The sequence below is a fragment of the Streptomyces albicerus genome, from assembly GCF_008905045.1.
Taxonomy (GTDB): Bacteria; Actinomycetota; Actinomycetes; order Streptomycetales; family Streptomycetaceae; genus Streptomyces; species Streptomyces albicerus.
Genome location: NZ_VWMY01000045.1, coordinates 1 through 22,360, shown reverse-complemented (window position 1 = coordinate 22,360; position 22,360 = coordinate 1). Strand labels below are relative to the sequence as shown.

Genomic DNA, 22,360 nt, shown 5'->3' with positions numbered 1-22,360 from the left:
GAGTGCGAGGTGCATGCTGCCCCAGTCGAATGGATGATCGTGACAGACTGCGACCTCTGACCCGCTGTGAGGGGGTAAGGCGTGACCGCGGAGACCGACTGGGGCGGCGCGCCCACTGTCCTGCGCATGATCCTCGGCAGGCAGCTCGAGGAGCTGCGCACCCGGGCCGGGCTGACGTACGAGCAGGCGGGCGCGGCGATCGGGGTCAGCCACTCCACGATCCGCCGCATGGAAGCGGCCAAGGTGGCCCGGCTCCGGCTCGCGGACGCCGAGAAGCTGCTCCAGATCTACGGCGTGACGGACCAGCAGGAGATCGACACCTTCCTGAAGTCGGTCCGCGAGGCCAACAAGCGTGGCTGGTGGCACACGTACCGTGACGTACTGCCGGACTGGTTCTCCGCGTATCTGAGCCTGGAGCAGGCGGCCCTGCAGATCCGCGCGTACGAGGCGCAGTTCGTGCACGGTCTGCTACAGACCGAGGAGTACGCGCGCGCCCTGCTGGGCGCCGGCAATCCGCACGCCTCGGCCGAGGCGACGGAGCGCAGGGTCGCGCTGCGTATGCGACGCCAGGAACTGCTGTCCCGCCCCTCGCCGCCGCGTGTGTGGATCGTGATGGACGAGACGGTGCTGCGGTGGCCGGTCGGCGGGCCCGAGGTGATGCGCGCCCAGATCGACCATCTGATCGAGGTCAACTCACTGCCCCAAGTGACCTTGCAGATCATGCCGTTCAAGAACGGCCCGCACCCGGCCATGCGGGCCGGCGCTTTCCACCTGTTCCGGTTCCGGGCGCGCGAACTGCCGGACATCGTCTACCTCAGCGGCATGGTGGGCGCTGTCTATCTGGACAAGGACGACGATGTCGTGGTCTATCGCGAGGCCCTGGACCGGCTGGGCGCCCAGTCGGCGCCCGCCAGAAAGACCGAGGCTCTCCTCGGTGCGATACGCAAGGAGCTCTGACGTGCACCACCACATACGCAACGGAATGCCGTCCCGGGAACTCGGCGCGCGCGGCTGGCACAAGCCGTGGAGCGACGACGCGGGCGGCGCCTGCATCGAGGCGAAGAAACTCGGCGACGGCCGGGTCGCGCTGCGCCAGTCGACCGATCCCGACGGACCCGCGCTGGTTTTCACTCCCCGCGAGATGACGAGCTTCCTGGCGGGCGTGAAGGCGGGTGACGCCGACTTCCTGCTCTGAGGCGACCGCGGTCCGCCGAGGCACCCGCTGTTCCCGTTCCGCGACACCCCTGCTTTCCTGATCACTGCTGCTTTCCTGATCACTCCTGCTTCTCTGAACACCCTTGATTTTCCTGAGCGTTGACTCTGAACCGACGACTTGATGGGAGGGGCGACCTTGCCCGACAACGGATGGCCGGCCGACCGAATCGACACCGAGAACGCCCACTCGGCACGCATCTACGACTACATCCTGGGCGGTAAGGACTACTACCCCGCCGACAAGGAGGCGGGCGACGCCATGTCGCGGGAGTGGCCCGCCCTGCCGATCCACATGAAGGCCAACCGCGACTGGATGAACCGCGCGGTGGCCTATCTGGCGAAGGAGGCGGGCATACGCCAGTTCCTCGACATCGGCACGGGTATCCCCACCTCCCCCAACCTGCACGAGATCGCCCAGTCGGTGGCCCCCGAGTCACGGGTCGTCTACGTCGACAACGACCCGATCGTCCTCACCCTCTCCCAGGGTCTGCTGGCCAGCACGCCCGAGGGGAGGACGGCGTACATCGAGGCCGACTTCCAGCACCCGGAGGCCATCCTCGACTCCCCCGAGTTCCGCGAGACCCTCGACCTGGGCAAGCCGGTCGCGCTGACCGTGATCGCGATCGTCCACTTCGTGCTCGACGAGGACGACGCGGTCGGCATCGTCCGCCGCCTCCTGGAGCCCCTCCCCTCCGGCAGCTACCTCGCGATGTCCATCGGCACCGCCGAGTTCGCGCCGGAGGATGTGGGCCGAGTCGCCCGCGAGTACGCGGCCCGCAACATGCCGATGCGCCTGCGCACGATCGACGAGGCCCACGAGTTCTTCGAGGGCCTCGAACTCGTCGAGCCCGGCATCGTCCAGGTCCACAAGTGGCACCCGGACGCGACCAGTGGTGAGGGTATTCGGGACGAGGACATCGCGATGTACGGGGCGGTGGCCCGCAAGCCGTAGCGCTCCGCTGGGTGCCTGGTGATTTGCCTGCGGCCCGGTGGGGGTTGGTCGTTCCCTGCGGGCCGGTGGGGGCTGATCGTTCCCTGCGGGCCGGTGGGGGCTGGTCGCGCAGTTCCCCGCGCCCCTTACGGGGCGCGGGTTACTCGTCTTCTGCGGCTAGTGGGGCGTTCGACGGCGTGATTATTCGGGCCGTCAGGTCCGGGGGCTGCATCTCGTGGTCGAACGGGAACATCGGGCGGCGGATGCGGTGATGGCCCAGGCGGACGAGGTTCTGGTCGACGCCGCCCGGGGTGAGGGCCATCTTCCAGGCGGTCGCCATGGCGAAGAGTTCGGGCTCCAGGTAGCCGATCTTGACGATGACGATGTCGGCTGTGCGGGGGGTCAACTCCAGGTCGGTGAAGTCGTGTTCGTGGTGGTACGGCTTGCGGAGCGCGGTGAGGATCACGTACACGCTGCCGACCCGCAGTACCGCCTCCGTCTCCGCGTGCGGGTCGCCGTGGCGGATCGCGTGGACCACGCCCGTCATGGTGAGCGGACCGGCGTGCCGGTCGTCGATCTCCGCGCCCGCCGTGACCGTGACGGTCGCGCCCACGCCCGCCCGCACCGCCTCCGCCACCGCGGCCGGGCCCGGGAGCGAGGCGTAGATGACCGTGGGGCCGGTCAGGTCCTTGAACTCCGGTCGGGACAGCACTCGTTCGAGTCCCCAGGTGACGTCGCCCGCGCCGCCCGCCGTCGGGTTGTCGCCGGTGTCGCTGATGAAGTAGGGCCGGTTCGCCTCGGAGGAGGCCAGGGCCTCGTCCAGGCATCCGTCCAGTGAGTCCGTCGGGGCGACGAAGTCGAAGTCGTGCCGTGCCTCCCAGAAGCCGCGTGCCAGGCGTTCCGCGCCCGCGGTGACGGCGGCCTCGGACTGGCCCGTGACCACGACCGCGGCCCGGTTGCGCGGCTCGTCCGCCCACGCGTACCCGACCCAGATCGCCGCGTCCGTCACACCCTCGGTCGCCTCCACCTCGTCGACGGCCGCGTACACGCTCTTCGCGGGTTCGATGCGCGTCGAGGTCTGCTCGCCCGCGAGGAGTACGGGTACCGGGATCCAGGCCTTGACCGGGCGGGGTGCGCCGGTCGTCAGGAGGTCCACGAGGTTGCGGGCCGCCCGCTCCTTCGTCTCCATGGCGTCCTCGTGCGGGGCCATGCGGTAGCAGGTGATCAGGTCGCTCAGGTGGGCGAGTTCGCGCGAGACGTTGCCGTGCAGGTCCATCGAGGTGGACACGATCACGTCCGGGCCGATCGTCTCGCGGATGTGGGCCAGCAGCTCCGCCTCGGCGTCGTCGACGCCCTCCACCGTCATGGCGCCGTGGATGTCGAACCACAGGCCGTCGAGGTGTCCCAACTCCGCGAGACGGGCGATGAGTTCATCGGAGAGTTCGGCGTACGCGGCTGCCGTCACCGTGCCGCCGGGCAGCGCCTTGCCGACCAGCGCGCCGCGCCAGTCCGCGGCGGCTCCCAACGGTGTGCCGGGCGCGAGGAACTGATAGCGCGTCAGGACGTCCGCGCCACGCTGCGGGTGGAAGGCGGGCGCCTCGGTCCGTGCCGGCGAGAAGGTCGACGACTCGATGCCGAGCCCGGCGATGGCGATCACGGGGCGGGCGACGGGAGTACGGGATTGTGGCATGGCTCCTCGCACGATGATGACGGTGACGGGTGTCAGGGGTGGGCAGGGACGCTGCCGGTGGCCGCGTGCAGTGCATGCGCCAGGGCCCGTTGGAGCGCGAACTGGCCCGCGCCTACCAGCCCCGCGTCCGCGCCCAGGCTCGCCCGCTCGATCACCAGGTGCTTGGTGACCAGGGGGTGGCAGCCCTCGTACAACTGGCTGCGTACGGCGGCCACGAACGGTTCGAGCGTCGAGAGCAGGCCGCCGAGGTACACGGCGTCGGGGTTGAAGAAGTTGACGTTCGCGGACAGGACCATGCCGAGGTAGCGGCCGGCCTGCCGGACCGCGCGTGTCGCCTCCGGGTCGGCGTCGGAGGCGAGGCGTACGACGTCCTCGATGGACGCGACGTCGAGGCCGCGCTCGCGCAGGATCCGTACCAGCGCGGCGCCCGAGGCGACCGTCTCCAGGCAGCCGGTGTTGCCGCAGGAGCAGGGGGTGTCGTGGCCCGCCTCGACCCGGACGTGGGTGATCTCGCCGGCGGCGCCGGTCGCGCCCCGGTACAGCCGCCCGTCGGCGATGACACCGGCGCCGATGGCCGAGCCCATCTTCACCATGATCGACTGGCGGCGCTCGGCGGGCTGGACGCTGTGCTCGCCCACGGCCATGCAGTTGGCGTCGTTCTCGATCGCGGCCGGTACGCCGAACCGGTCCTCCAGCCAGTCCCTGACGGGGAATCTGTTCCAGCCGGGCATGCGCGAGGGAAGCGTGACGACGCCGGGCTCGACATCGACCGGGCCGGGGAGGCACAGGCCGACGCCGCGCAGCAGCTCCCGGCCGCGCCGCTCGGCGAGGGCTTCCAGGGTCTCGGCGAGTGAGGGAAGTGCCGTCTCGGGGCCCTCCGCCGTCGCGAACGGCACGGTGGAGACCTCGGTGGACCCGCCGCCGGGCAGTACGACTCCGACGCGCGCGTGCCGGCCGCCGAGGTCGGCCGCGACCGCGAACCCCTCGCTCCCGCCGAGCCGCAGCACCTTGCGGGGGCGTCCTCCGGTGGAGGACCGCGTGCCCTGCTCGGCCACCAGGCCGTGCGCCAGGAGCTGACTGACCGTCAGTGAGATCGTCGACGGTGCGGCGCCGAGCAGACCGGCGAGTTCGGTACGCGTGGTCGCCTGCCCGGAGGCGAGGAGTTCGAGAACGCGCTCGGCCAGCGAGGAGACGCCCGTGGCACCCCTCCGGTGCACCGCACTTTTTTCAGACATGGACGAAGTAACTTCCAGGGTCGAGGAAAGCCGGGGGAAATCCAGGGGTCGAGGCGACGAGCGTATGCCCGTATCCGCCTCACTCGACTTTTTCCAGAACAGCAGTAACAGACTTTTTACAGCGGCCCGCCTGTTTCTTCGAACACTCCGGTCGTTGACTGGCTCCGCCACGCGCCGTTGTCCGCCGTGCACCCCTGTTCACCCTGAGGAGAGCCATGTCCCCTGCTCGCACGACGCTCGTCGCCGGTGCCGTCGTCTCGGCGGGCACACTGCTGCTCGCGGGCTGCTCCGGGACGAGCGACACGTCGTCCACGTCCCGCGACTCCATCAACTACGCGCTGCCCGCGAACTTCACCCCGAACTGGATCCTGCCGATCGGCACGGCGGCGCACCTCAACACCAACAACAGGTCCATCGCCGACAGCCTCTGGGAGCGGCTCGTCGCGTACGACGGCTCCACGGGCAAGATCGCCTGGAACAAGCAGGCGTCCCTCGCCACCGCCGCCGACTTCGCGTCCGACAGCAAGAGCGTCGACATCACCCTGGGCGACCGCAGTTGGAGCGACGGCAAGCCGATCACCTCACGGGACGTCGAGTTCTGGTTCAACCTCATCAAGGCGAACAAGGCGGAGTGGGCGGGCTACAACCCCGGCAAGGCGCCGGACAACTGGACCTCGTTCAAGACCGTCGACGAGCGCCACTTCACGATCACCTTCGATCAGGCCTACAACTCCGAGTGGATGCTGGCCAACCAGCTGAGCGAGATCACCCCACTGCCGCAGCACGTGTGGGACAAGACCGACGCGTCAGCCAAGGTGTCCGACGCCGACCGCACGGCCGCGGGCGCGAAGAAAGTGTGGACGTACCTCAACACCGCCGCGAAGAACATCTCCGGCTACGACAAGGACGCGCTGTGGAAGACCATCAGCGGACCGTACTCGGTCAAGTCGTTCTCCACGTCCGGCAAGGTCGTGCTCGCCGCCAACAAGAAGTACGACGGCGGTGAGAAGGCGAACATCGCCACCGTGAACCTGCTCCCCTTCACGACGGCGGACGCCGAGAAGAACGCGCTGCGCTCCGGGAGCGTCGACTACGGCTACATCGAGGCGACCGACCTCGACCAGAAGGACCGGTTCACGGCACAGGGCTACAAGGTCGAGCCGTGGTCCGGCTGGGCGATCACGTACATGCCGTACAACTTCAACAACCCTGCCATGGGTGCCGTGTTCAAGCAGCTGTACGCACGTCAGGCGGTCCAGCGGTCGATCGACCAGACGAGCCTTGCGAAGGTCATCTTCAACGGCACGGCCGTGCCCGGCTACGGCCCGGTCCCGCAGGCGCAGGCGTCCGACTTCGTCTCGCCGGAGCAGAAGGACAACCCGTACCCGTTCTCGACGTCCGCGGCCAAGTCCCTCCTCACCAGCCATGGTTGGCAGGAGAAGGGCGGAGTCATGGTCTGTACGGAACCGGGGACCGGCGACTCGCAGTGCGGTGAAGGCGTCGCCGAGGGAACGAAGTTCGAGATGCAGGTGCTGTCGCAGTCCGGCTCGACCGTCACCGACAACATGATGAGCGCGATCCAGTCCTCGCTGGAGAAGACCGGCATCAAGTTCTCGATCAAGACCGCGCCCGTCAACTCGGTGCTTTCGCAGACCCCGCAGTGCACGTCGGACCAGTCCGTCTGCAAGTGGCAGCTGTCGTTCTTCGGCACGGCCGGCAGCTGGTACTTCAACGCCTTCCCGACCGGCGACTCGCTGTTCCAGACCAAGGGCGGCTCGAACTTCGGCAACTACTCGAACCCCGAGGTCGACAAGCTGATCACCGCGTCCACGACGTCGGCCTCGTCGCAGGCCGTACGGGACTACAGCGCGGCCGTCGCGAAGGACCTGCCGGTCATCTGGCTCCCGGCACCCGACTACCAGATCTCGGTCGTCAGGAACGGCCTCGGCGGCTTCTCGCAGGACTCGCTCGCCAACTTCCACCCGGCGCAGTGGAAGTGGACCAAGTGAGGACCGGCTGAGGACCGAACCCATGGAGACTTTCCTCTACTTGACCCGGCGGGTCCTGCAGGCCCTCGTGGTGATCCTCATCGTCACGGTCGTGGTCTTCTGCCTGCTGCACGCGCTGCCCGGGGGTCCCGCACGCGGGATCCTCGGCCCGCAGGCGACGGCCCAGCAGATCGCGGCGTTCAACCACGATCAGGGCCTCGACCGCTCGCTCCCCGTCCAGTACGTCTACTACCTGCGCACGCTGCTCCAGGGCGATCTCGGCACCTCGTACACGCTCAACGAGGCGGTGTCCCAGCTCATCGAGCAGCGGCTGCCGAAGACGCTCGTCCTGACCGTGCTGTCCGCGCTCGTCGGGCTGCTGCTCGCGATCCCGCTCGGCATGTGGCAGGCGGTGCGGCGCAACAAGCCGGTGGACTACGTCGTCACGACGCTCAGCTTCGTCGCGTACGCAACTCCCGTGTACTTCCTGGGACTTGTGCTCGTGCTCGTGTTCACGCAGTGGCTTCGCTGGTTTCCCTCGCAGGCGCCGCAGGGCGAGACGCTCGCGGACGTGTTCGCACAGCCGGGCGCCCTGATCCTGCCGGTGGTCGCGGGGGCCGCGTCGATGGTCGCCGTGTTCAGCCGGTACATGCGCGCGGCGACGCTGGAGAACCTCCAGGAGGACTACGTACGGACCGCGCGGGCCGGCGGTTCGCGGCCGCGCGCGATCCTCTGGCAGCACGTCTTCCGCAACTCGCTCACGCCCGTCGTCGCGATGCTCGGCTACTACGTCCCTGTGCTGTTCGGCGGCGCGCTCGTCGTCGAGCAGCTCTTCAACTACCCGGGGATGGGGCTGCTGTTCTGGAGCGCCGCGCAGTCCTCGGACTACCCGGTGCTGCTCGGCTGTGTGCTCGTCATCTCCGTCGCGACCGTCGTCGGCACGCTCCTCGCCGACGTCGTCCAGCGGATCATCGACCCTCGTGTGAAGGCGGGCCGGACATGAGTGCCGTACTCCAAACCCAGGCCCCCACGCTGGAGTTGGCCACCGGATACCGCCTGTCCGTGCGGCGGTTCGCGCGCAACAGGCTCGCGGTGGCCGGTCTCGTGGTCGTCGTACTCTTCCTGCTCTTCTGCTTCGTCGGCCCGTTGCTGTACTCGACCGACCAGACCCACACGCACCTCACGCAGGTGAACCTCGCGCCGAGCGGCGCGCACTGGCTCGGCACCGACGCGGTCGGGCACGACGAGCTGGGGCGGCTGATGTTCGGCGGGAAGACGTCACTGCTCGTCGGGCTCGCGGCCGGTCTCCTCGCGACGGTCATCGGGACGCTGTGGGGCGCGGTCGCCGGGTACGCGGGCGGCTGGGTCGACGCCGTCATGATGCGCGTCGTGGACGCCGGGATCGCCATCCCGGCGCTCTTCATCCTGCTCGTCGTCTCGGCGATCACGACCCCGGACAGCCTCGGGCTGATCCTCATCCTGGGGTTGGTGTCGTGGCTGGTGCCCTCGCGACTCGTACGGGCGGAGACACTCACCCTGAAGAGCCGCGACTACGTGCTGACGCTGCGCGCGATCGGCGGTACGCACGGCCGGGCGATCTTCCGGCACATCCTGCCGAACTCGGTCTCGACGATCGTGGTCGCGGCGACGTTCCAGGTCGCCGACGCGATCCTGCTCGTCGCGTACGTGTCGTATCTCGGCCTGGGTGTCCAGCCGCCCTCGACCGACTGGGGCGGGATGCTGTCGGCCGGGCTCACGGCCGCGTACTCGGGGCGCTGGTGGCTGATCGTGCCGCCGGGCCTCGCGATCATCCTCGTCGTGTGCGCGTTCAACGCGGTCGGGGACGGATTGCGGGACGCGTTCGACGTGAGGGGGCGGGGATGAGCGCGAACATCCTGGAGATCGAGAACCTGGGAGTCACCTTCTCGACGGAGTCGGGTGACGTGCCCGCCGTGCGCGGGGTGTCGCTCCATGTCCGTCCCGGGGAGACGCTGGCGCTGGTCGGCGAGTCCGGGTCCGGGAAGTCGACGGTGGCGCTCGCCGCGATGGGGCTGCTGCCGGGGAACGCGCGTGCGTCGGGCCGTGCCTCGGTCGACGGCACGGACGTCATCGGCGCCGCCGAGGCCGAGCTCACGGGTTTGCGGGGGCGCACGGTGTCGATGGTGTTCCAGGAGCCCGCGACCGCGCTCGATCCGCTGACCCGGATCGGCGCGCAGATAGCGGAGGTCGTACGGAACCACCGGCCGGTCTCCGCACGCGACGCCGCGAGCTCGGCGGTCGAACTGCTGGACCGGGTCGGCATCCCCGATCCGGAGAGGCGGGCTTCCGCGTACCCCTTCCAACTGTCCGGCGGACAGCGGCAGCGCGTCGTCATCGCCATGGCGATCGCGAACGCGCCCGGCCTCCTGATCGCCGACGAGCCCACCACCGCCCTCGACGTCACGGTCCAGGCCGAGATCCTGGACCTGTTGCGGGCGCTCGCGGCGGATTCCGGCACGGGGGTTCTGCTGGTCACCCACAACATGGGCGTCGTGGCGGACTTCGCGGACCGCGTCGCGGTGATGCTGGAGGGGGAGGTCGTGGAGACCGGGCCGGTGGAGGAGGTGCTGCTGCGGCCCTCGCACGAGTACACGAAGCGGCTGCTGGGGGCCGTGCCGCGGTTGGCTGTGGCGGGGGCGGGTGGCGGGGCGGAGCCCCGACTGGCCGCAGCCGCCGGCGGGACGGTGCCTCAGCCCGCCGATGCCAAGTCCCGCCGCGGCGTCCCGGAAACCACCGCCGTGGCCGGCGCTCCCGCCGAAGCCCCGGTGGTCGAACTGCACGACGTCTCCGTCCGCTTCGGCCGTGGTCCCCGGGCCGTACGAGCCCTCCAGGACGTCTCGCTCACCCTCCGAGCCGGTGAAACCCTCGGCCTGGTCGGCGAATCCGGTTCCGGCAAGTCGACCGCGGCACGGGTCGCGCTCGGGCTCGTACAGCCCGCCTCCGGCTCCGTCTCGCTCTTCGGTACCGGTCTCGGGCGGGCCCGGGGACGCAAGCGCCGTGCCCTGCTGGCCGGTGTCGGCGTGGTGTTGCAGGACCCGGTGGCCTCGCTGGACGCGCGGATGAGCGTGGCGGAGTGCGTGGCCGAACCGTTGCGCGTCCACCGCCGGGGGATGCCGGCGGCCGAGCGCCGGGCCCGTGTCGCTGAGGTGCTCGAACGCGTCCGGCTGCCAAGGGAGTTGGCGAACCGAGGGCCCCGCGAACTGTCCGGCGGGCAGCGGCAGCGGGTGAGCCTCGCCCGGGCGCTGGTGCTCGACCCCCGGCTGCTGGTCGCCGACGAGCCCACGAGCGCGCTCGACGTCAGCGTGCAGCAGACCGTCCTTGACGTGATCGCCGAGCTCCAGGCCGAACTCGGCTTCGCGTGCCTGTTCGTCTCCCACGATCTCGCGGTCGTCCAGCAGTTCGCGCAGCGCGTCGTCGTCATGCGGGCGGGCCGAGTCGAGGAGGAGGGCGCCACCGCGGCCACGCTCACGCACCCGGAGACGGACTACACGCGCCGGCTCATCGCCGCCGTACCCGTACCCGACCCGGTCCTTCAACGTCTGCGCCGTACGGAACGACAGGCCGCGCTCGCCGCCGCCGGAACGGAGGGCCGGGCGTGACCGCACCCCAGCCGCGCCCACCCGCCGATGTCTCCGCCCCCGCCTCTGTCCCCGAGGTGTTCGCCGGTGTCGACATCGGCGGCACGACCACCCAGGTGGTGCTCTGCACGCCCGAACTCACCGTCGTGGACCGCCTGGAGGTGCCCACGCCCGCGGCGGAGGGCGGTGCCGCGATGGTCCGTGCCGCACTCGACGCGCTGGACCTCCTCCTGGCCCACGCACCCGCTCGTCTGCGCGCGGTCGGAGTCGGCGCGGCGGGCGTGGTCGACGCCCGCGCCGGACGCGTCCTCGTGGCCAGCGACTCGTTCCGCTCCTGGGCGGGCTTCGAGGTGACGGCGACCATGGAAGCCGCGCTCGGCGTACCGGCGTTCCTCGACAACGACGTCAACGCGTTCCTGCGCGGCGAGGTCGCCAAGGGAGCCGTCGCGGGCGAGCCGCACGTCCTCGGCATGACGCTCGGCACCGGAGTCGGCGGCGCGCTGTGGCTGAACGGCGCGCTGTACGAAGGCCCGCACGGCGCGGCGGGCGAGACGGGCCACATCCCGGGCTTCGGGGACCTGCCGTGCACCTGCGGCGGCCGCGGCCACCTGGAGACGCTGGCCTCCGGCCGCTCCATCGGCGCCCGGTACGGCGAACGGACCGGGCGGACCCGTACCGCCGGCGCCGTCGCGGAGGCGGCGGGCCTGGGCGATCCCGACGCGCTCGCCGTGTACGAGGCCGCGGGCGCGGCGGTGGCCCGCGCGATCCTGATCACGGCGGGCATGCTGGACGTCACGACCTTCGTGATCGGCGGCGGTGTCAGCGGTGCCTGGCCTCTCCTGGAGCCGCCGATCCTGGCCGCGCTCGCCGCCGAACCCCCCGTCAGCGGCCACCCGGTCCGCGTCGTACGGACCGGACTCGGCAGCGCGGCCGTCGCGATCGGCGCCGCCTCCCGCGCACGTACGGAGTCCCAGGAGCCCCTAGGGCCTGTCTGACAATTCCCGTCTGCCCCGCGACGCCATGCACGCACTCTCGCCGCACCGGGCGCAGACCCAAGTACGTCCAGTACGAGGGTCTACGCCCGGCACGCCGAGAGCACGCACCTGACGCCGCGAGGCCGCCCTCCGGGCGACGACGGGAATTGTCAGACAGGCCCTAGCCCCGTTCCGGCCGCGTACCGAAGGCACTGGTACGGCCACTGCCAGGAGTGGTTGACCACCCTCACCCCCACCCCGGGATCAGCCGCTCACCCCGCCCCCAAGATCAAAAACGACAACTCAGGCCATGCGGGCACTCACTTGACTACCGGGCGTCACACACGATTGGCTCCGGCCAGCGAAAGTCAGACAGTCGGCACACACCCCCGCCGGCGGTCACGCGGACTTCACGCTCCCATCCGCTTGCCCGGCCGCACAGCGAGGTGCCGCACCGCCATGAACCCGACTCCCTCAGGTCACGTTTCGGCCAGATCCGCACGCGGCACGACCCTGGGCGCAGCCCTCGCCACCGTCTGCCTGCTCGCATCCGGCTGCTCCGGCTTCGGCGGGTCGGACTCCGGCGCGGACGCGGACCCGGCGGGCGAGGCGGGCACCGGCCCGCTCAAGGTCGCCCTGATCACCCACAGCGCCCCGGGCGACGCGTTCTGGGAGCTGGTGCAGAAGGGCGCGCGGGCGGCGGCCGCCAAGGACGACATCGAGTTGACGTACGAGAGCGATCCCGATGCCTCGGCTCAGGCGGACCTGGTGCGGGACGCGGTCGCCGACGAGGTCGACGGGATCGCGGTGACCCTGGCCAAGCCGGAGGCGATGAAGAGCGCGGTCGCCGCGGCCAGGGCGGCGGGCATCCCGGTGGTCGGCCTCAACTCCGGTATCGACGCCTGGAAGTCCGGGGGCCTCCTGGAGTACTTCGGCCAGGACGAGAGCGTCGCGGGCACGGCCGTCGGCGACAAACTGGACGATCTCAAGGCCAGGCACACCCTGTGTGTCATCCACGAGCAGGGCAACGTCGCCCTGGAGGCGCGCTGCGCCGGGGTGAAGAAGGCGTTCGGCGGCAAGACCGAGATGCTCTATGTGCAGGGCGCCGACACGGACGCGGTGACCGACTCCGTCGCGGCCGCCCTGCGCCAGGACCGGACCATCGACGAAGTCGTCACCAACGGGGCGGGGGTCGCGCTCGCGGCCGTGAAGTCGGTGAAGAACGCGGGCAGCAAGGCCCAGGTCTCCACCTTCGACCTCAACAAGGACCTGGTGAAGGCCGTGCGGAGCGGGGATGTCCAGTTCGCTGTGGACCAACAGCCCTATCTGCAGGGATATCTCGCCGTTGACTCGATCTGGCTCTACAAGACCAACGGCAACGTCAGCGGCGGCGGAGAGGCTCCCGTGCTCACCGGCCCGGCGTTCGTCACCAAGGAGAACGTCGCCGCGGTCGCGAGGTTCGCGGCCGACGGGACTCGCTGAACCGCCGTTGTGGGAGGCCCGATCCGCCGTCGTCGTGTAACGGCGTCGCCAAGCTTGGGGTACTCACCGTGCGTACGGTCACTTGTACGGATAGCATCCTGCGCACCCCCTGTGCCGTACCGGACACGCGGCCACCCACCGCGTTCGTCCCACTTTCCGCCCCCGCTGACCATTCCGCTCCCGTCAACTCCCCTCGACTCCCCTTCCGCTCACCGCTGATCGCCCTAGGACGACGATGTCTCCACGGACAGGTGCCCGACGCCGTCTCGGCTCCATACGTCTCTCGCTGATCCTTCTGGCGCTGGTTCCCAGCGTCACCCTCGCCGCCATGTGGGGTGTGACGACGATCCAGATGTTCTCCGAGGGGCTGCGGCTGCGGGACCAGACCGGGCTGAGCGAGTCGACCGGGGCCATGGGCACCGACGCGACACTCGCGCTGCAGCAGGAGCGAAGTCTGTCGGCCGTGCTGCTGGCCTCGCCGGACAGCTCCCGTACCGCCCTGGACGAGCAGCGCGAGCGTACCGACGAGGCGGTCGCCGAACTGGTCGGCCAGTCCGACGCGATCCAGCAGGCCCCCGAGCGGATCGGCGACCGGATGTACTCGGTCATCGCCTCGGTGGGCAGCCTGGAGTACTACCGGGGCCAGGTGGACAACCCCACCGACATCACCGCCGAGCAGGCTCTGGACCAGTACACCTCGATCATCGACGACCAGATACACGCCTTCCAGGAGCTCTCCCAGGTCGACGACGGGAACCTCACCTCGCAGGCCGGTCCGCTCGTCGCGCTCGAGCACGCGGCGGAGCTGGTCTCCCAGGAGGACGCCCAGCTCCACCTGGCCTGGCCGTCCGGGAAGCTCGACGAGGAGGCGTGGACCCATTTCGTGCAGCTGGTCAACACGCGGCGCTGGCTCGTCGAGGACCAGCTCCTGCCCTCGCTGCGCGGCACGGTGAAGACGCAGACCGAGCGGATCCTCCAAGGGCCGGAGTGGAAGGCGCTCGAGACCGTCGAGGACCAGGTGATCGCGGCCCGGGCCAAGGGCCTCACCGATGACCGGGAGATCGTCCTGCCGGACGCGCAGAAGCGATGGAACACCGCGTTCGACAAACTCGGAGACCAGTACACGAACCTGATCCGCCAGGAGACAGCGGCACTGCTGGAACGCAGCGACGACAGGGCACAGGAACTACTGGTCAAGGCGGCCTCGCTGAGCGCCGGCGGACTCGCCGCCCTGCTGCTGTGCGTGATCATGTCCTGGCGCATCACCCGCTCCCTGTCCCGGCGGCTGCGCGGACTGCGGATCGCCACCCTCAGCCTGGCGGAGGAACGGCTGCCCGACGTGGTCGCGCGACTCGACCGCGGCGAGAAGGTCGACGTGGAGTCCGCGACGCCCCCGCTGGACTACGGCAGGGACGAACTCGGCCAGGTGGCACAGGCGTTCAACACCGCGCAGCGCACGGCGGTCCACACCGCGGTGGAACTCGCCGACACCAGACGCGGCTTCCAGAAGGTCATCCTGGGCATCGCCCGGCAGAGCCAGAACCTGGTCAACCTGCAGCTCAGCAAGCTCGACGCACTGGAGCGCGAGCACCAGGACCCGAACATCCTCAAGGGCCTGTACGAACTCGACTCCACCGCGAGCCAGTTGCGCCGCTACGAGGAGAACCTCGTCATCATCAGCGGCGGGCAGCCGCGGCGCAGCTGGACCGAACCGGTCGCGCTGATCGACATCCTGCGCAGCGCCGTCGGCGAGGTCGCCGAGTACCAGCGGGTGGAGGTGCACACCGAGGAGGAGGTGTTCCTGACCCCGCCCGCGGTGGCGGACGTGATCCATCTGCTGGCCGAACTCATCGACAATGCGACCGTGTACTCCCCCGCGCCCAGTCCGGTCGGAGTGCGGGCCGGGATGGTGGCGAAGGGCCTGGCCGTGGAGGTCGAGGACCGCGGCCTCGGCATGTCCGACGAGGACTACGCGGCGTTCAACGCCCACTTGGGGCAGCCCCCGCAGTTCGACGTGGTGGCGCTCGCCGACGACCTGCGGCTCGGCATGTTCGTGATCGCCCGGCTCGCCACCCGGCACGGCATCGCCGTCACGCTGCGCTCCTCGCCGTACGGGGGGACCACGGCGATCGTGCTGATCCCGCACGACATCGTGGTGCGCGAGCCCCTCGAATCCCCTTGCCCGGGCGGGGAGTTGGCGGACTCGGCGGGTTCGGTTGGCTCGGAGGGCTCCCCGGCCCAGGAGCCGGTCGGGATCGTGAAGACCGCGGCCGCCCCGGCCGTCGCTGCGGACCGGCAGACGCACGAGCGCTCGCGGGAGGCGCAGCCCGTCGCCGCCCGGGCGCGGACGGCGGAGGCGCCCGCGTCACGCGCTGCCCCTGGCGCGTCCCACCCCGACCCGGGCGCCGCCGGGCGCGGGGGAATCGCTCCGCTGCCGCGCCGGGTGCCGCAGACGAGCCTGGCCGCCGAACTGCGGGAGGACTCCCCGGCCTCCGAGGCCGACGACTCCTTCGACGACTTCACCGCGGAGCGCGCCGCGTCATCGCTCTCCGGCTTCCAGCGCGGAACGCTCCAGGCGCGTGACAAAGACACGGACACGACGTACGACCAAGGGGAAGAAACCGCACCCGAGGACGCACCCGAAGCCGCATCCGTCACCTCGACTCCGCCCGCAGACCGCTCATGAAGGACAGAGAAATGACACGCCCCATCCCCGCCACGCACAGCCAGCTCGACCAGCTGCTCACCGGACTGGTGGACCGGGTCGCCGAGGTGAACCACGCCGTCGTGCTCTCCGAGGACGGACTGGTCGTCAGCAGGTCCACGGGGTTCCTACGCGATGACGCCGAGCGTCTTGCGGCGACCGCGTCCGGTCTGATGAGCCTCAGCAAGGGCGTCAGCATGGACTTCCGCGGCGGACCCGTGCGCCAGGCGCTCATCGAGATGGCCAACAGCTATCTGATACTCAGCACGGCCGGGCCGGGCGCCCATCTCGCCGTACTCACCAGTCAGGGCGCGGACGTGGGCGTGGTCGCGTACCAGATGAACATGCTGGTGAAGAAGATCGGCGAGCACCTCAGCGCGGCACCGCGGGCGGGCATCGCCGCCACCGACAACGGCGAGTGAGGTGAACGGAGGCGAGGCGAGCGGCCGTCTGGTACGGCCGTTCACGCTCACCGGCGGCCGCACCCGGCCCAGCCGCACCGACTTCACCCTCATCACGTCGGTCACCGCGGTGGACCCGCAGCCCGACCGGGGCGCCCGGCCGCAACCAGAGCACGCGCGGATCCTGCGGCTGTGCGCGAAGCCGGTCGTGGTCGCCGAGCTCGCCGCGCAGCTCGATCTGCCGGTGAGCGTGGTCTGCATCATGCTCTGCGATCTGCTGGAGGCGGGCCGGATCACCGCCCACGCGCCACGCCAGATCTCCCGCACCTCGGACATGGACCTGCTGCAGAAAGTGAGGGACGGCCTTGGCCGGCTCTGACCCCGTCATCCAGGGGACCTCAGCACCCGACACGGTCAAGATCCTGATCGCCGGGGGATTCGGCGTCGGCAAGACGACCATGGTGGGCTCGGTCAGCGAGATCGTGCCGCTGCGCACCGAGGAACCGCTCACCTCGGCCGGCCTGGGTGTCGACGACCTCAACGGCATCCCGGAGAAGCACGCCACCACGGTGGCCCTGGACTTCGGCCGGATCACGCTCAGCCAGGAACTCGTGCTGTACCTCTTCGGCACGCCCGGGCAGCAGCGGTTCTGGTTCATGTGGAACGACCTGGCCATCGGCGCCCTGGGCGCCGTCGTCCTCATCGACGTCCGCCGGCCCGAGTCCAGCTTCGCCGCCATCGACTTCTTCGAGCGGCGCGGCATCCCGTTCGTCGTCGGCGTCAACGGCTTCCACGGACAGCACCCGTACTCCCCCGAGGAGATCCGCGACGCCCTGGCCCTGCCGGAGCACGCCCACGTGCTGCTGTGCGACGCCCGGGACCGCGAGTCCTGCCGGGACGTACTGATCGCCCTGATCGACCAGTTGATCGCCACCTCGGCGCAGAACAACGGGAGCGGGCGGCCGAGCCGACGGGTGTGAGCACGGCCGCCCGGCCGAGCACGCCGGCCTCTGCCGTCGGCGGCTTGTCGGCTTGTCGACTTGCCCGTGGGGCGACGTGGGCCGACCGTGTCGCCCACCCGCCTACGCCCCTTCGGCTCCCGGACACCACGGCGTCACACCGGGCGGGCACGTTTCGGGCGTCCCCTCCTGCCTCGCCTTGTATCCGTCCGCCCCGCACCCACGCGGGGCGTGACGCGGAAGGACGACGTGCGCCGTGTCCCCGCTCCCGCTCGACACCGTCCCCCGGGCGCTCCCCACGCCCCCTGCCCCCGCCGCCTCCCCCGCCCGCTTCCCCTCCGCCGCGCGCCTGACCCGCTGGGCGCTGAGCCTGCTCCCCATCCTGGTGATCGGGGCGTGGGCGGTGGTCGACTGGCGCGCCGTCCGTGACGGAGCCGCCAGGCTGGCCTCCGCAGACCCCTGGTGGCTGCTGGCCGCGGCCCTGTTCACCTGCCTGGGCTGGGTGGCCGCCTCGGTGGTCCGGCAGGGCGCCATACCGGACCGGCTGCCGCCGGGACTGCTGCTCGCGTCGCAGTTCGCCGCGGGTGCCGCGAACCACGTACTCCCGGCGAGCATCGGCGCCCACGCCGTCACCCTGCGCTTCCTGCAGGGCCGCGGCATACCCCTGTCCCGGGCCACCGCCTCGCTCGCCCTGTACTCCCTGGTCAAACCGATCGCGAAGACGCTGGTGCTCCTGGTCTTCCTGGTGGCCTTCCCGGATCTGCTGCACCTCGGTGAACTCGTCCCGGACGCACGGACAATGCTGCTGGTCGCCGGGGCCGTGACCCTCGGGTTCGGCACGGCTGCCCTGCTCGTGACGACCGTACGTCCGCTGCGCCGCCCGGCCCTCGACTGCGTCCGCACCGCCCTGACCGACGTACGGCTGCTGCACACCCGGCCCGCCCGGGTCCTCGCCCTCTGGGGCGGGTCGGCCGCGACTCCGCTGCTGCAGGGGAGCGTGATCGCCACGGTCGGGTTCTCGCTCGGGCTCCCGCTGTCCTGGGCACAGGTGGTCCTCGCGCTGCTCCTCGCCAGTACGGCGGTCGGGGCCGTGCCCGCGCCCGGCGGCATCGGGCCCGTGGACGCGGCCCTGGTGTTCACCATGGTCGCGTTCGGCGCTCCGATGGGCCTGGCCACGGCGACCGTCATCGGCTACCGCGTCCTGACGGTCTGGGTGCCGCTGCTGCCGGGCGCTCTCGTCCTCTCGGCCCTGGTCCATCGCAAGGTGCTGTGAACCGCGGGCAAGGTGCTCTGAGCCGTGTGCAGGGTGTTCTGAGCCGCGTACACGGCGCTGTGAGCCTTGACCGCCGCCGCGGCAGGACTCGGCTACGGAACGGTCCTGCCGAGGTCGAGCCGTCCGACGCGGGCCACGTTCTCCCGGTCCTCGGCGTCCTCGCTGGCCTCGGCGGCGAACCAGGCGTCGAGGATCTCCTTGAGCAGCGGCTCGGACGTCAGCCGCAGGCTGAGCGCCAGCACATTGGCATCGTTCCAGCGGCGTGCGCCCTCCGCCGAGTACGCGTCCGTGCACAAGGCGGCCCGCACCCCTGCCACCTTGTTCGCGGCGATCGACGCGCCCGTGCCGGTCCAGCAGCACACGACCGCCTGGTCCGACTCCCGGCAGCGACCTCGCGGGCCGCCGCCTCCGAGCACACAGCCCACTGCGCGTCGTCCCCGGGGCTCAGCGCCCCGTGCGTCACCACCTCGTGGCCACGGCTGCGCAACTCCGCGAGAAGGGAGCGCGCCACGGGTTCGTCCATGTCGGAGGAGACGGAGATCCGCATGACTCGGAGCCTACTCAGCGCTCCGGGCTGACGCAGTACCACGGGTCCGCATGACGAACCGGCTGCGCGGGTCCGCATGACGAACGGGCTGCGCGGGTCCGTATGACGCGGGGGTGGTCGCACCCCCCCCGCGTGCGCGTACGGCTACTGCTCACCCGCGCTGGACCCACCACAGCAAAGCGGTGATTGCTGCCGCGCCGGCGGTGTAGGCGACTCCGCGGGCGAGTGCGAAGAGCATCGCATGTGTCAGTCGGCGCAGTGTCTTTCGGCTGTTCTTGAGCATTCGTTGTTCTCTTCTGTCGTGCGGGCTCGGGCTGTCCGGGCCGATTGGAATCCCATGGTGAAAGCTGCTGAAATTGGCCGCCACGACGAGGTGACAAGCACCAGGTGACGTGCGGACAACCCGAGTTGTCCGCACTGGGCGGGGGAGTCGATGGCAGGTCCCGGGCGTCCACGGCGACTGAACCCGGACACCGAGGAAGCCGCGGCACTGGCCGGTTTTCTGCAACAGCTCACCCAGGGCCTGGGCACTCGGGAACTGTCGGAGCAGTTCCCCGGCACAGCGGGAAAGTCCCAGTGGGCCCTGTGGCTGAAGGGGGACAAGGATGTGTCCCTGGAGGTGCTGCGGCAGCTCATCGAAGCCCGGCTGCCGGCCGGACACCGTGCCAAAGCGCTGAAGCGGGCCAAGGAGTTGTGCGCGAGTGCCGAGGCTGCCCGGGCCGGCCGTGGTCGCCCGGTGCCGGCACAGCGTCAGTCCGCCGAGGCGGAGACGACTCAGGCCTACAAGGAGCTCGCCGCCGCCCGTCAGGGGCTGCTGGATGCCAGAGAAGCCCTGCACCGCAGCAAGAACCTGGTTCTGATGCTGCTGTGGATGATCGAGTCACTGAACACGCGGATCGAAGCGCTCCAACTCCAGGCCCTGCCGCAGCAGCCGACCGCCTCGGGCACGGGCCGGTTCCAAGCTGAACTGGCCCGTGCCGAGGACCAGTTGAGCCGGTCCGAGACCGAGTTGACCCGGGCCCGGGCAGAAAGGGACCAGGCGCAACAACTGCACGCAGCCGCGCACCGACGGGCCGAAGAACTCGAGCGCCGCCTGGCCGAACTCGAACTACGGACCGCCCCCCTCACCCCGGCCCCGGCGACCGAGACGGCCGCGCCGCTCCCGGAACCGTCCGCGGACGAGTACGAACTCGCCCTGGAACGCGTCTCGTCCGGCTTGGACGCCAACGCGCGCGAGCTGCAACAGCTGCAGGAGCGCCTGGAGGGAGCCGAAGACCCCTCTCCTCGTGTCCCTGCTCCGTCCGTTGTCCACGAAAAGTCCGCGGACAACCTGGACAACGTGAGCAACGCGTGCATCGCGGACAACGCGAGCAACGTGGACAACCGCGTCGCAAGGACCAGCGCGAGGGCCGCTGACGAGGTGCGGACAGCGGAGTACGTCGTGCGAGGCGAGGTGTTGTCCCGGACAGTCGCGGACAACCCGGCCACCAGCCCGCTCCCGCTGTCGCCGACCCCTGAGCGGCACTCCATGGCGGCGCCCGCCGACGGCACAGTGGCGCAGCGGACAGCCGGTCGGGTCCGTCGCTCCCCGGCACATCCCCGGAAGCCGGCCGGGCACAGCGGGAGCGTGCGGGCGGTGGCCCTGCTGACGATCGGCGCGGCACTCCTGTTCGGCGTGACGTCCTCGCAGGGGGAACCGACCACACGGTCACGGAACTCCTCCCCGACCGCCGGCCCTTCGGGCGCCCCCGCCGGCCGTTCGGGAACAGGCCCTCGGGGCACGGTGTACCTCCGAACCGATACCGCGGTGACCGCAGTGGACAGGGCCACCGGCACCAAGCGGTGGAGCCTGCCCGCTACCCCGACGTCCGCGGTTCTCTCCGACGGGTTGCTCTACCTCTCCGACGGTGCCTTCGTTGAAGCGGTGGACGCGGCAACCGGCGACAAGCTCTGGAGCACCCCACTGAAGCAGGGAGATCTGGAGGTGTTCGCCGTCACCGCCGACGCGGTGTACGTGAACGGCGACGACAACCTGATCGCACTGGACGTCACCACCGGCGAAGAGCAATGGACCAAGCCCGGTATCTCCGGTTCCGTGGCCGGCAACGGGATGATCTACGGCTGGAACGCCGATGTGGATGCCGGGGAAACCGTGTACGCGGTGGACGCCGCCACCGGGGAGAGCCGCTGGAGCCGTCCCACCACTGGTTACCTCCGGGGCCTCACGGTCCACGACGGCACCGCCTACATCTACGTCGGCCCTGGGATCCTGCACGCCGTGAACGCCTCCACAGGTGAGGAGCGCTGGAGCTACACCACTCGTGGCGGGGGCGGCTGGTCGGATCCGTTGGTCGTCAAGGGCACCGTGTATGTCACCGCGGGCCGCAACCATCCGGATGTCGGTGGCCTGTTCGCGGTGGATGCCGCCACGGGCAAGAAGCGCTGGATCCACCCCGGAACAGACGACCGCGGCATCGGCGGCACCGCGGTGTTCGCCGACAACACCGTCTATGTCGACTTCGGTGATGACATGCTCGCTGTGGACGCGGCCGACGGGAAGGAAAAATGGAGCAGAGCCCTCGCGAGGTACGGCCCCGACCACCCGCAGGCCGCCGGTGACGTCGTGTACACCGGCGACTTCGAGATGACGGACGGCGTGCTGTACATCGGCAGATGGACGGGCGATTCGTCCGAGGTCGTCGCAGTCGATCCCGCCACAGGCAGGGAACACTGGAGTTATCCCGCCCTCGGCACCGTGCCCGTGGAGAACCTCTAGCGATCAGCCCTCGTCCGCCGCCGGCCGTAGCAGCGCGGTGTTGCCGGTGCGCGTATGTGCTTTTCGATATGTCGACGATATGCGCCGGCTTCTAGCATCGAGAGCATGCGTGTGTTGATCGTCGAGGACGAGCCCTATCTGGCAGAAGCCATCCGCGATGGTCTGCGCCTGGAAGCGATCGCCGCCGACATCGCCGGTGACGGCGACACCGCTCTGGAACTGCTGAGCATCAACGCCTACGACATCGCCGTCCTCGACCGCGACGTCCCCGGGCCGTCCGGTGACGAGATCGCCAAACGCATCGTCGCCTCCGGCAGCGGCATGCCGATACTCATGCTCACCGCTGCCGACCGGCTCGACGACAAGGCCTCCGGGTTCGAGCTCGGCGCCGACGACTACCTCACCAAACCCTTCGAGCTCCGGGAGCTCGTCATGCGGCTCAGGGCGCTCGACCGCAGGCGCGCCCACAGCCGGCCCCCCGTGCGGGAGATCGCAGGCCTGCGGCTGGACCCGTTCCGCCGCGAGGTCTACCGCGACGGCCGCTACGTGGCGCTGACCCGGAAGCAGT

The 22,360-nt window shown here is 70.3% G+C and carries 19 protein-coding genes and 1 pseudogene; 16 read left to right on the top strand and 4 right to left on the bottom strand.

The genetic code is table 11. The annotated features are described in order from the left end of the window. Nucleotides 1–81 precede the first annotated feature (81 nt). From GAS53_RS34970 to GAS53_RS34960, 3 genes are all read left to right on the top strand, one after another. Nucleotides 82–957, top strand: a complete 876-nt coding sequence (locus GAS53_RS34970) for a helix-turn-helix domain-containing protein (RefSeq protein WP_151481788.1) — start codon at nt 82–84, stop codon at nt 955–957. Nucleotides 958–982: 25 nt separating this feature from the next. Further along, complete coding sequence (locus GAS53_RS34965; RefSeq protein WP_151481847.1) at nt 983–1,195, top strand: DUF397 domain-containing protein; 213 nt, start codon at nt 983–985, stop codon at nt 1,193–1,195. Nucleotides 1,196–1,351: 156 nt separating this feature from the next. After that, nucleotides 1,352–2,167, top strand: a complete 816-nt coding sequence (locus tag GAS53_RS34960) for an SAM-dependent methyltransferase (protein ID WP_151481787.1) — start codon at nt 1,352–1,354, stop codon at nt 2,165–2,167. Between the two features lie 139 nt (nt 2,168–2,306). On the opposite strand, the gene GAS53_RS34955 is transcribed toward GAS53_RS34960, so the two are convergent. Next, nucleotides 2,307–3,836 (bottom strand): M81 family metallopeptidase, encoded by a 1,530-nt coding sequence (locus GAS53_RS34955; RefSeq protein ID WP_151481786.1) that lies wholly within the window; start codon nt 3,834–3,836, stop codon nt 2,307–2,309. A 32-nt stretch (nt 3,837–3,868) separates the two neighbouring features. Then, entirely contained in the window at nt 3,869–5,071 is a 1,203-nt protein-coding gene (locus GAS53_RS34950) for an ROK family transcriptional regulator (protein WP_151481785.1), read from the bottom strand. Nucleotides 5,072–5,286: 215 nt separating this feature from the next. Here GAS53_RS34950 and GAS53_RS34945 point away from each other — a divergent pair, with 215 nt between their 5' ends. From GAS53_RS34945 to GAS53_RS34895, 11 genes are all read left to right on the top strand, one after another. After that, nucleotides 5,287–7,080 (top strand): peptide ABC transporter substrate-binding protein, encoded by a 1,794-nt coding sequence (locus GAS53_RS34945; protein WP_151481784.1) that lies wholly within the window; start codon nt 5,287–5,289, stop codon nt 7,078–7,080. Between the two features lie 22 nt (nt 7,081–7,102). Continuing rightward, nucleotides 7,103–8,062 (top strand): ABC transporter permease, encoded by a 960-nt coding sequence (locus GAS53_RS34940; RefSeq protein ID WP_151481783.1) that lies wholly within the window; start codon nt 7,103–7,105, stop codon nt 8,060–8,062. Beyond that, nucleotides 8,059–8,943: an ABC transporter permease gene (locus GAS53_RS34935; RefSeq protein ID WP_151481782.1), complete on the top strand. Its 885-nt coding sequence runs from the start codon at nt 8,059–8,061 to the stop codon at nt 8,941–8,943. The genes GAS53_RS34940 and GAS53_RS34935 overlap by 4 nt, the downstream gene beginning before the upstream one ends. Continuing rightward, nucleotides 8,940–10,697 (top strand): dipeptide ABC transporter ATP-binding protein, encoded by a 1,758-nt coding sequence (locus GAS53_RS34930; RefSeq protein WP_151481781.1) that lies wholly within the window; start codon nt 8,940–8,942, stop codon nt 10,695–10,697. Before GAS53_RS34935 ends, GAS53_RS34930 begins: the two co-directional genes overlap by 4 nt. A gap of 56 nt (nt 10,698–10,753) precedes the next feature. Then, nucleotides 10,754–11,671 (top strand): ROK family protein, encoded by a 918-nt coding sequence (locus GAS53_RS34925; protein ID WP_151481846.1) that lies wholly within the window; start codon nt 10,754–10,756, stop codon nt 11,669–11,671. A 438-nt stretch (nt 11,672–12,109) separates the two neighbouring features. After that, nucleotides 12,110–13,132 carry a substrate-binding domain-containing protein gene (locus GAS53_RS34920; protein ID WP_151481780.1) on the top strand — a complete coding sequence of 341 codons (1,023 nt, stop codon included), beginning with the start codon at nt 12,110–12,112 and terminating at the stop codon, nt 13,130–13,132. Nucleotides 13,133–13,367: 235 nt separating this feature from the next. Beyond that, nucleotides 13,368–15,818: a sensor histidine kinase gene (locus tag GAS53_RS34915; RefSeq protein WP_151481779.1), complete on the top strand. Its 2,451-nt coding sequence runs from the start codon at nt 13,368–13,370 to the stop codon at nt 15,816–15,818. An 11-nt stretch (nt 15,819–15,829) separates the two neighbouring features. Next, nucleotides 15,830–16,258 carry a roadblock/LC7 domain-containing protein gene (locus GAS53_RS34910; RefSeq protein ID WP_151481778.1) on the top strand — a complete coding sequence of 143 codons (429 nt, stop codon included), beginning with the start codon at nt 15,830–15,832 and terminating at the stop codon, nt 16,256–16,258. 1 nt (nt 16,259) lies between these two features. After that, nucleotides 16,260–16,616: a DUF742 domain-containing protein gene (locus GAS53_RS34905; RefSeq protein ID WP_151481777.1), complete on the top strand. Its 357-nt coding sequence runs from the start codon at nt 16,260–16,262 to the stop codon at nt 16,614–16,616. Next, nucleotides 16,603–17,217: a GTP-binding protein gene (locus tag GAS53_RS34900; RefSeq protein ID WP_151481776.1), complete on the top strand. Its 615-nt coding sequence runs from the start codon at nt 16,603–16,605 to the stop codon at nt 17,215–17,217. Before GAS53_RS34905 ends, GAS53_RS34900 begins: the two co-directional genes overlap by 14 nt. A 235-nt stretch (nt 17,218–17,452) precedes the next feature. After that, nucleotides 17,453–18,469 (top strand): lysylphosphatidylglycerol synthase transmembrane domain-containing protein, encoded by a 1,017-nt coding sequence (locus GAS53_RS34895; RefSeq protein WP_151481775.1) that lies wholly within the window; start codon nt 17,453–17,455, stop codon nt 18,467–18,469. Between the two features lie 92 nt (nt 18,470–18,561). On the opposite strand, the pseudogene GAS53_RS34890 reads toward GAS53_RS34895, so the two are convergent. Further along, nucleotides 18,562–19,016 (bottom strand): annotated as a pseudogene (locus GAS53_RS34890) (RpiB/LacA/LacB family sugar-phosphate isomerase). A 151-nt stretch (nt 19,017–19,167) separates the two neighbouring features. Next, nucleotides 19,168–19,299, bottom strand: coding sequence for a hypothetical protein (locus GAS53_RS57740; RefSeq protein WP_263974190.1), 132 nt, complete (start codon nt 19,297–19,299; stop codon nt 19,168–19,170). Nucleotides 19,300–19,449: 150 nt separating this feature from the next. Here GAS53_RS57740 and GAS53_RS34885 point away from each other — a divergent pair, with 150 nt between their 5' ends. Next, entirely contained in the window at nt 19,450–21,792 is a 2,343-nt protein-coding gene (locus GAS53_RS34885) for a PQQ-binding-like beta-propeller repeat protein (RefSeq protein WP_151481774.1), read from the top strand. 105 nt (nt 21,793–21,897) lie between these two features. Beyond that, nucleotides 21,898–22,360, top strand: a 463-nt coding sequence (locus tag GAS53_RS34880; RefSeq protein WP_151481773.1) for a response regulator, incomplete at its 3' end; no start/stop codon positions are given.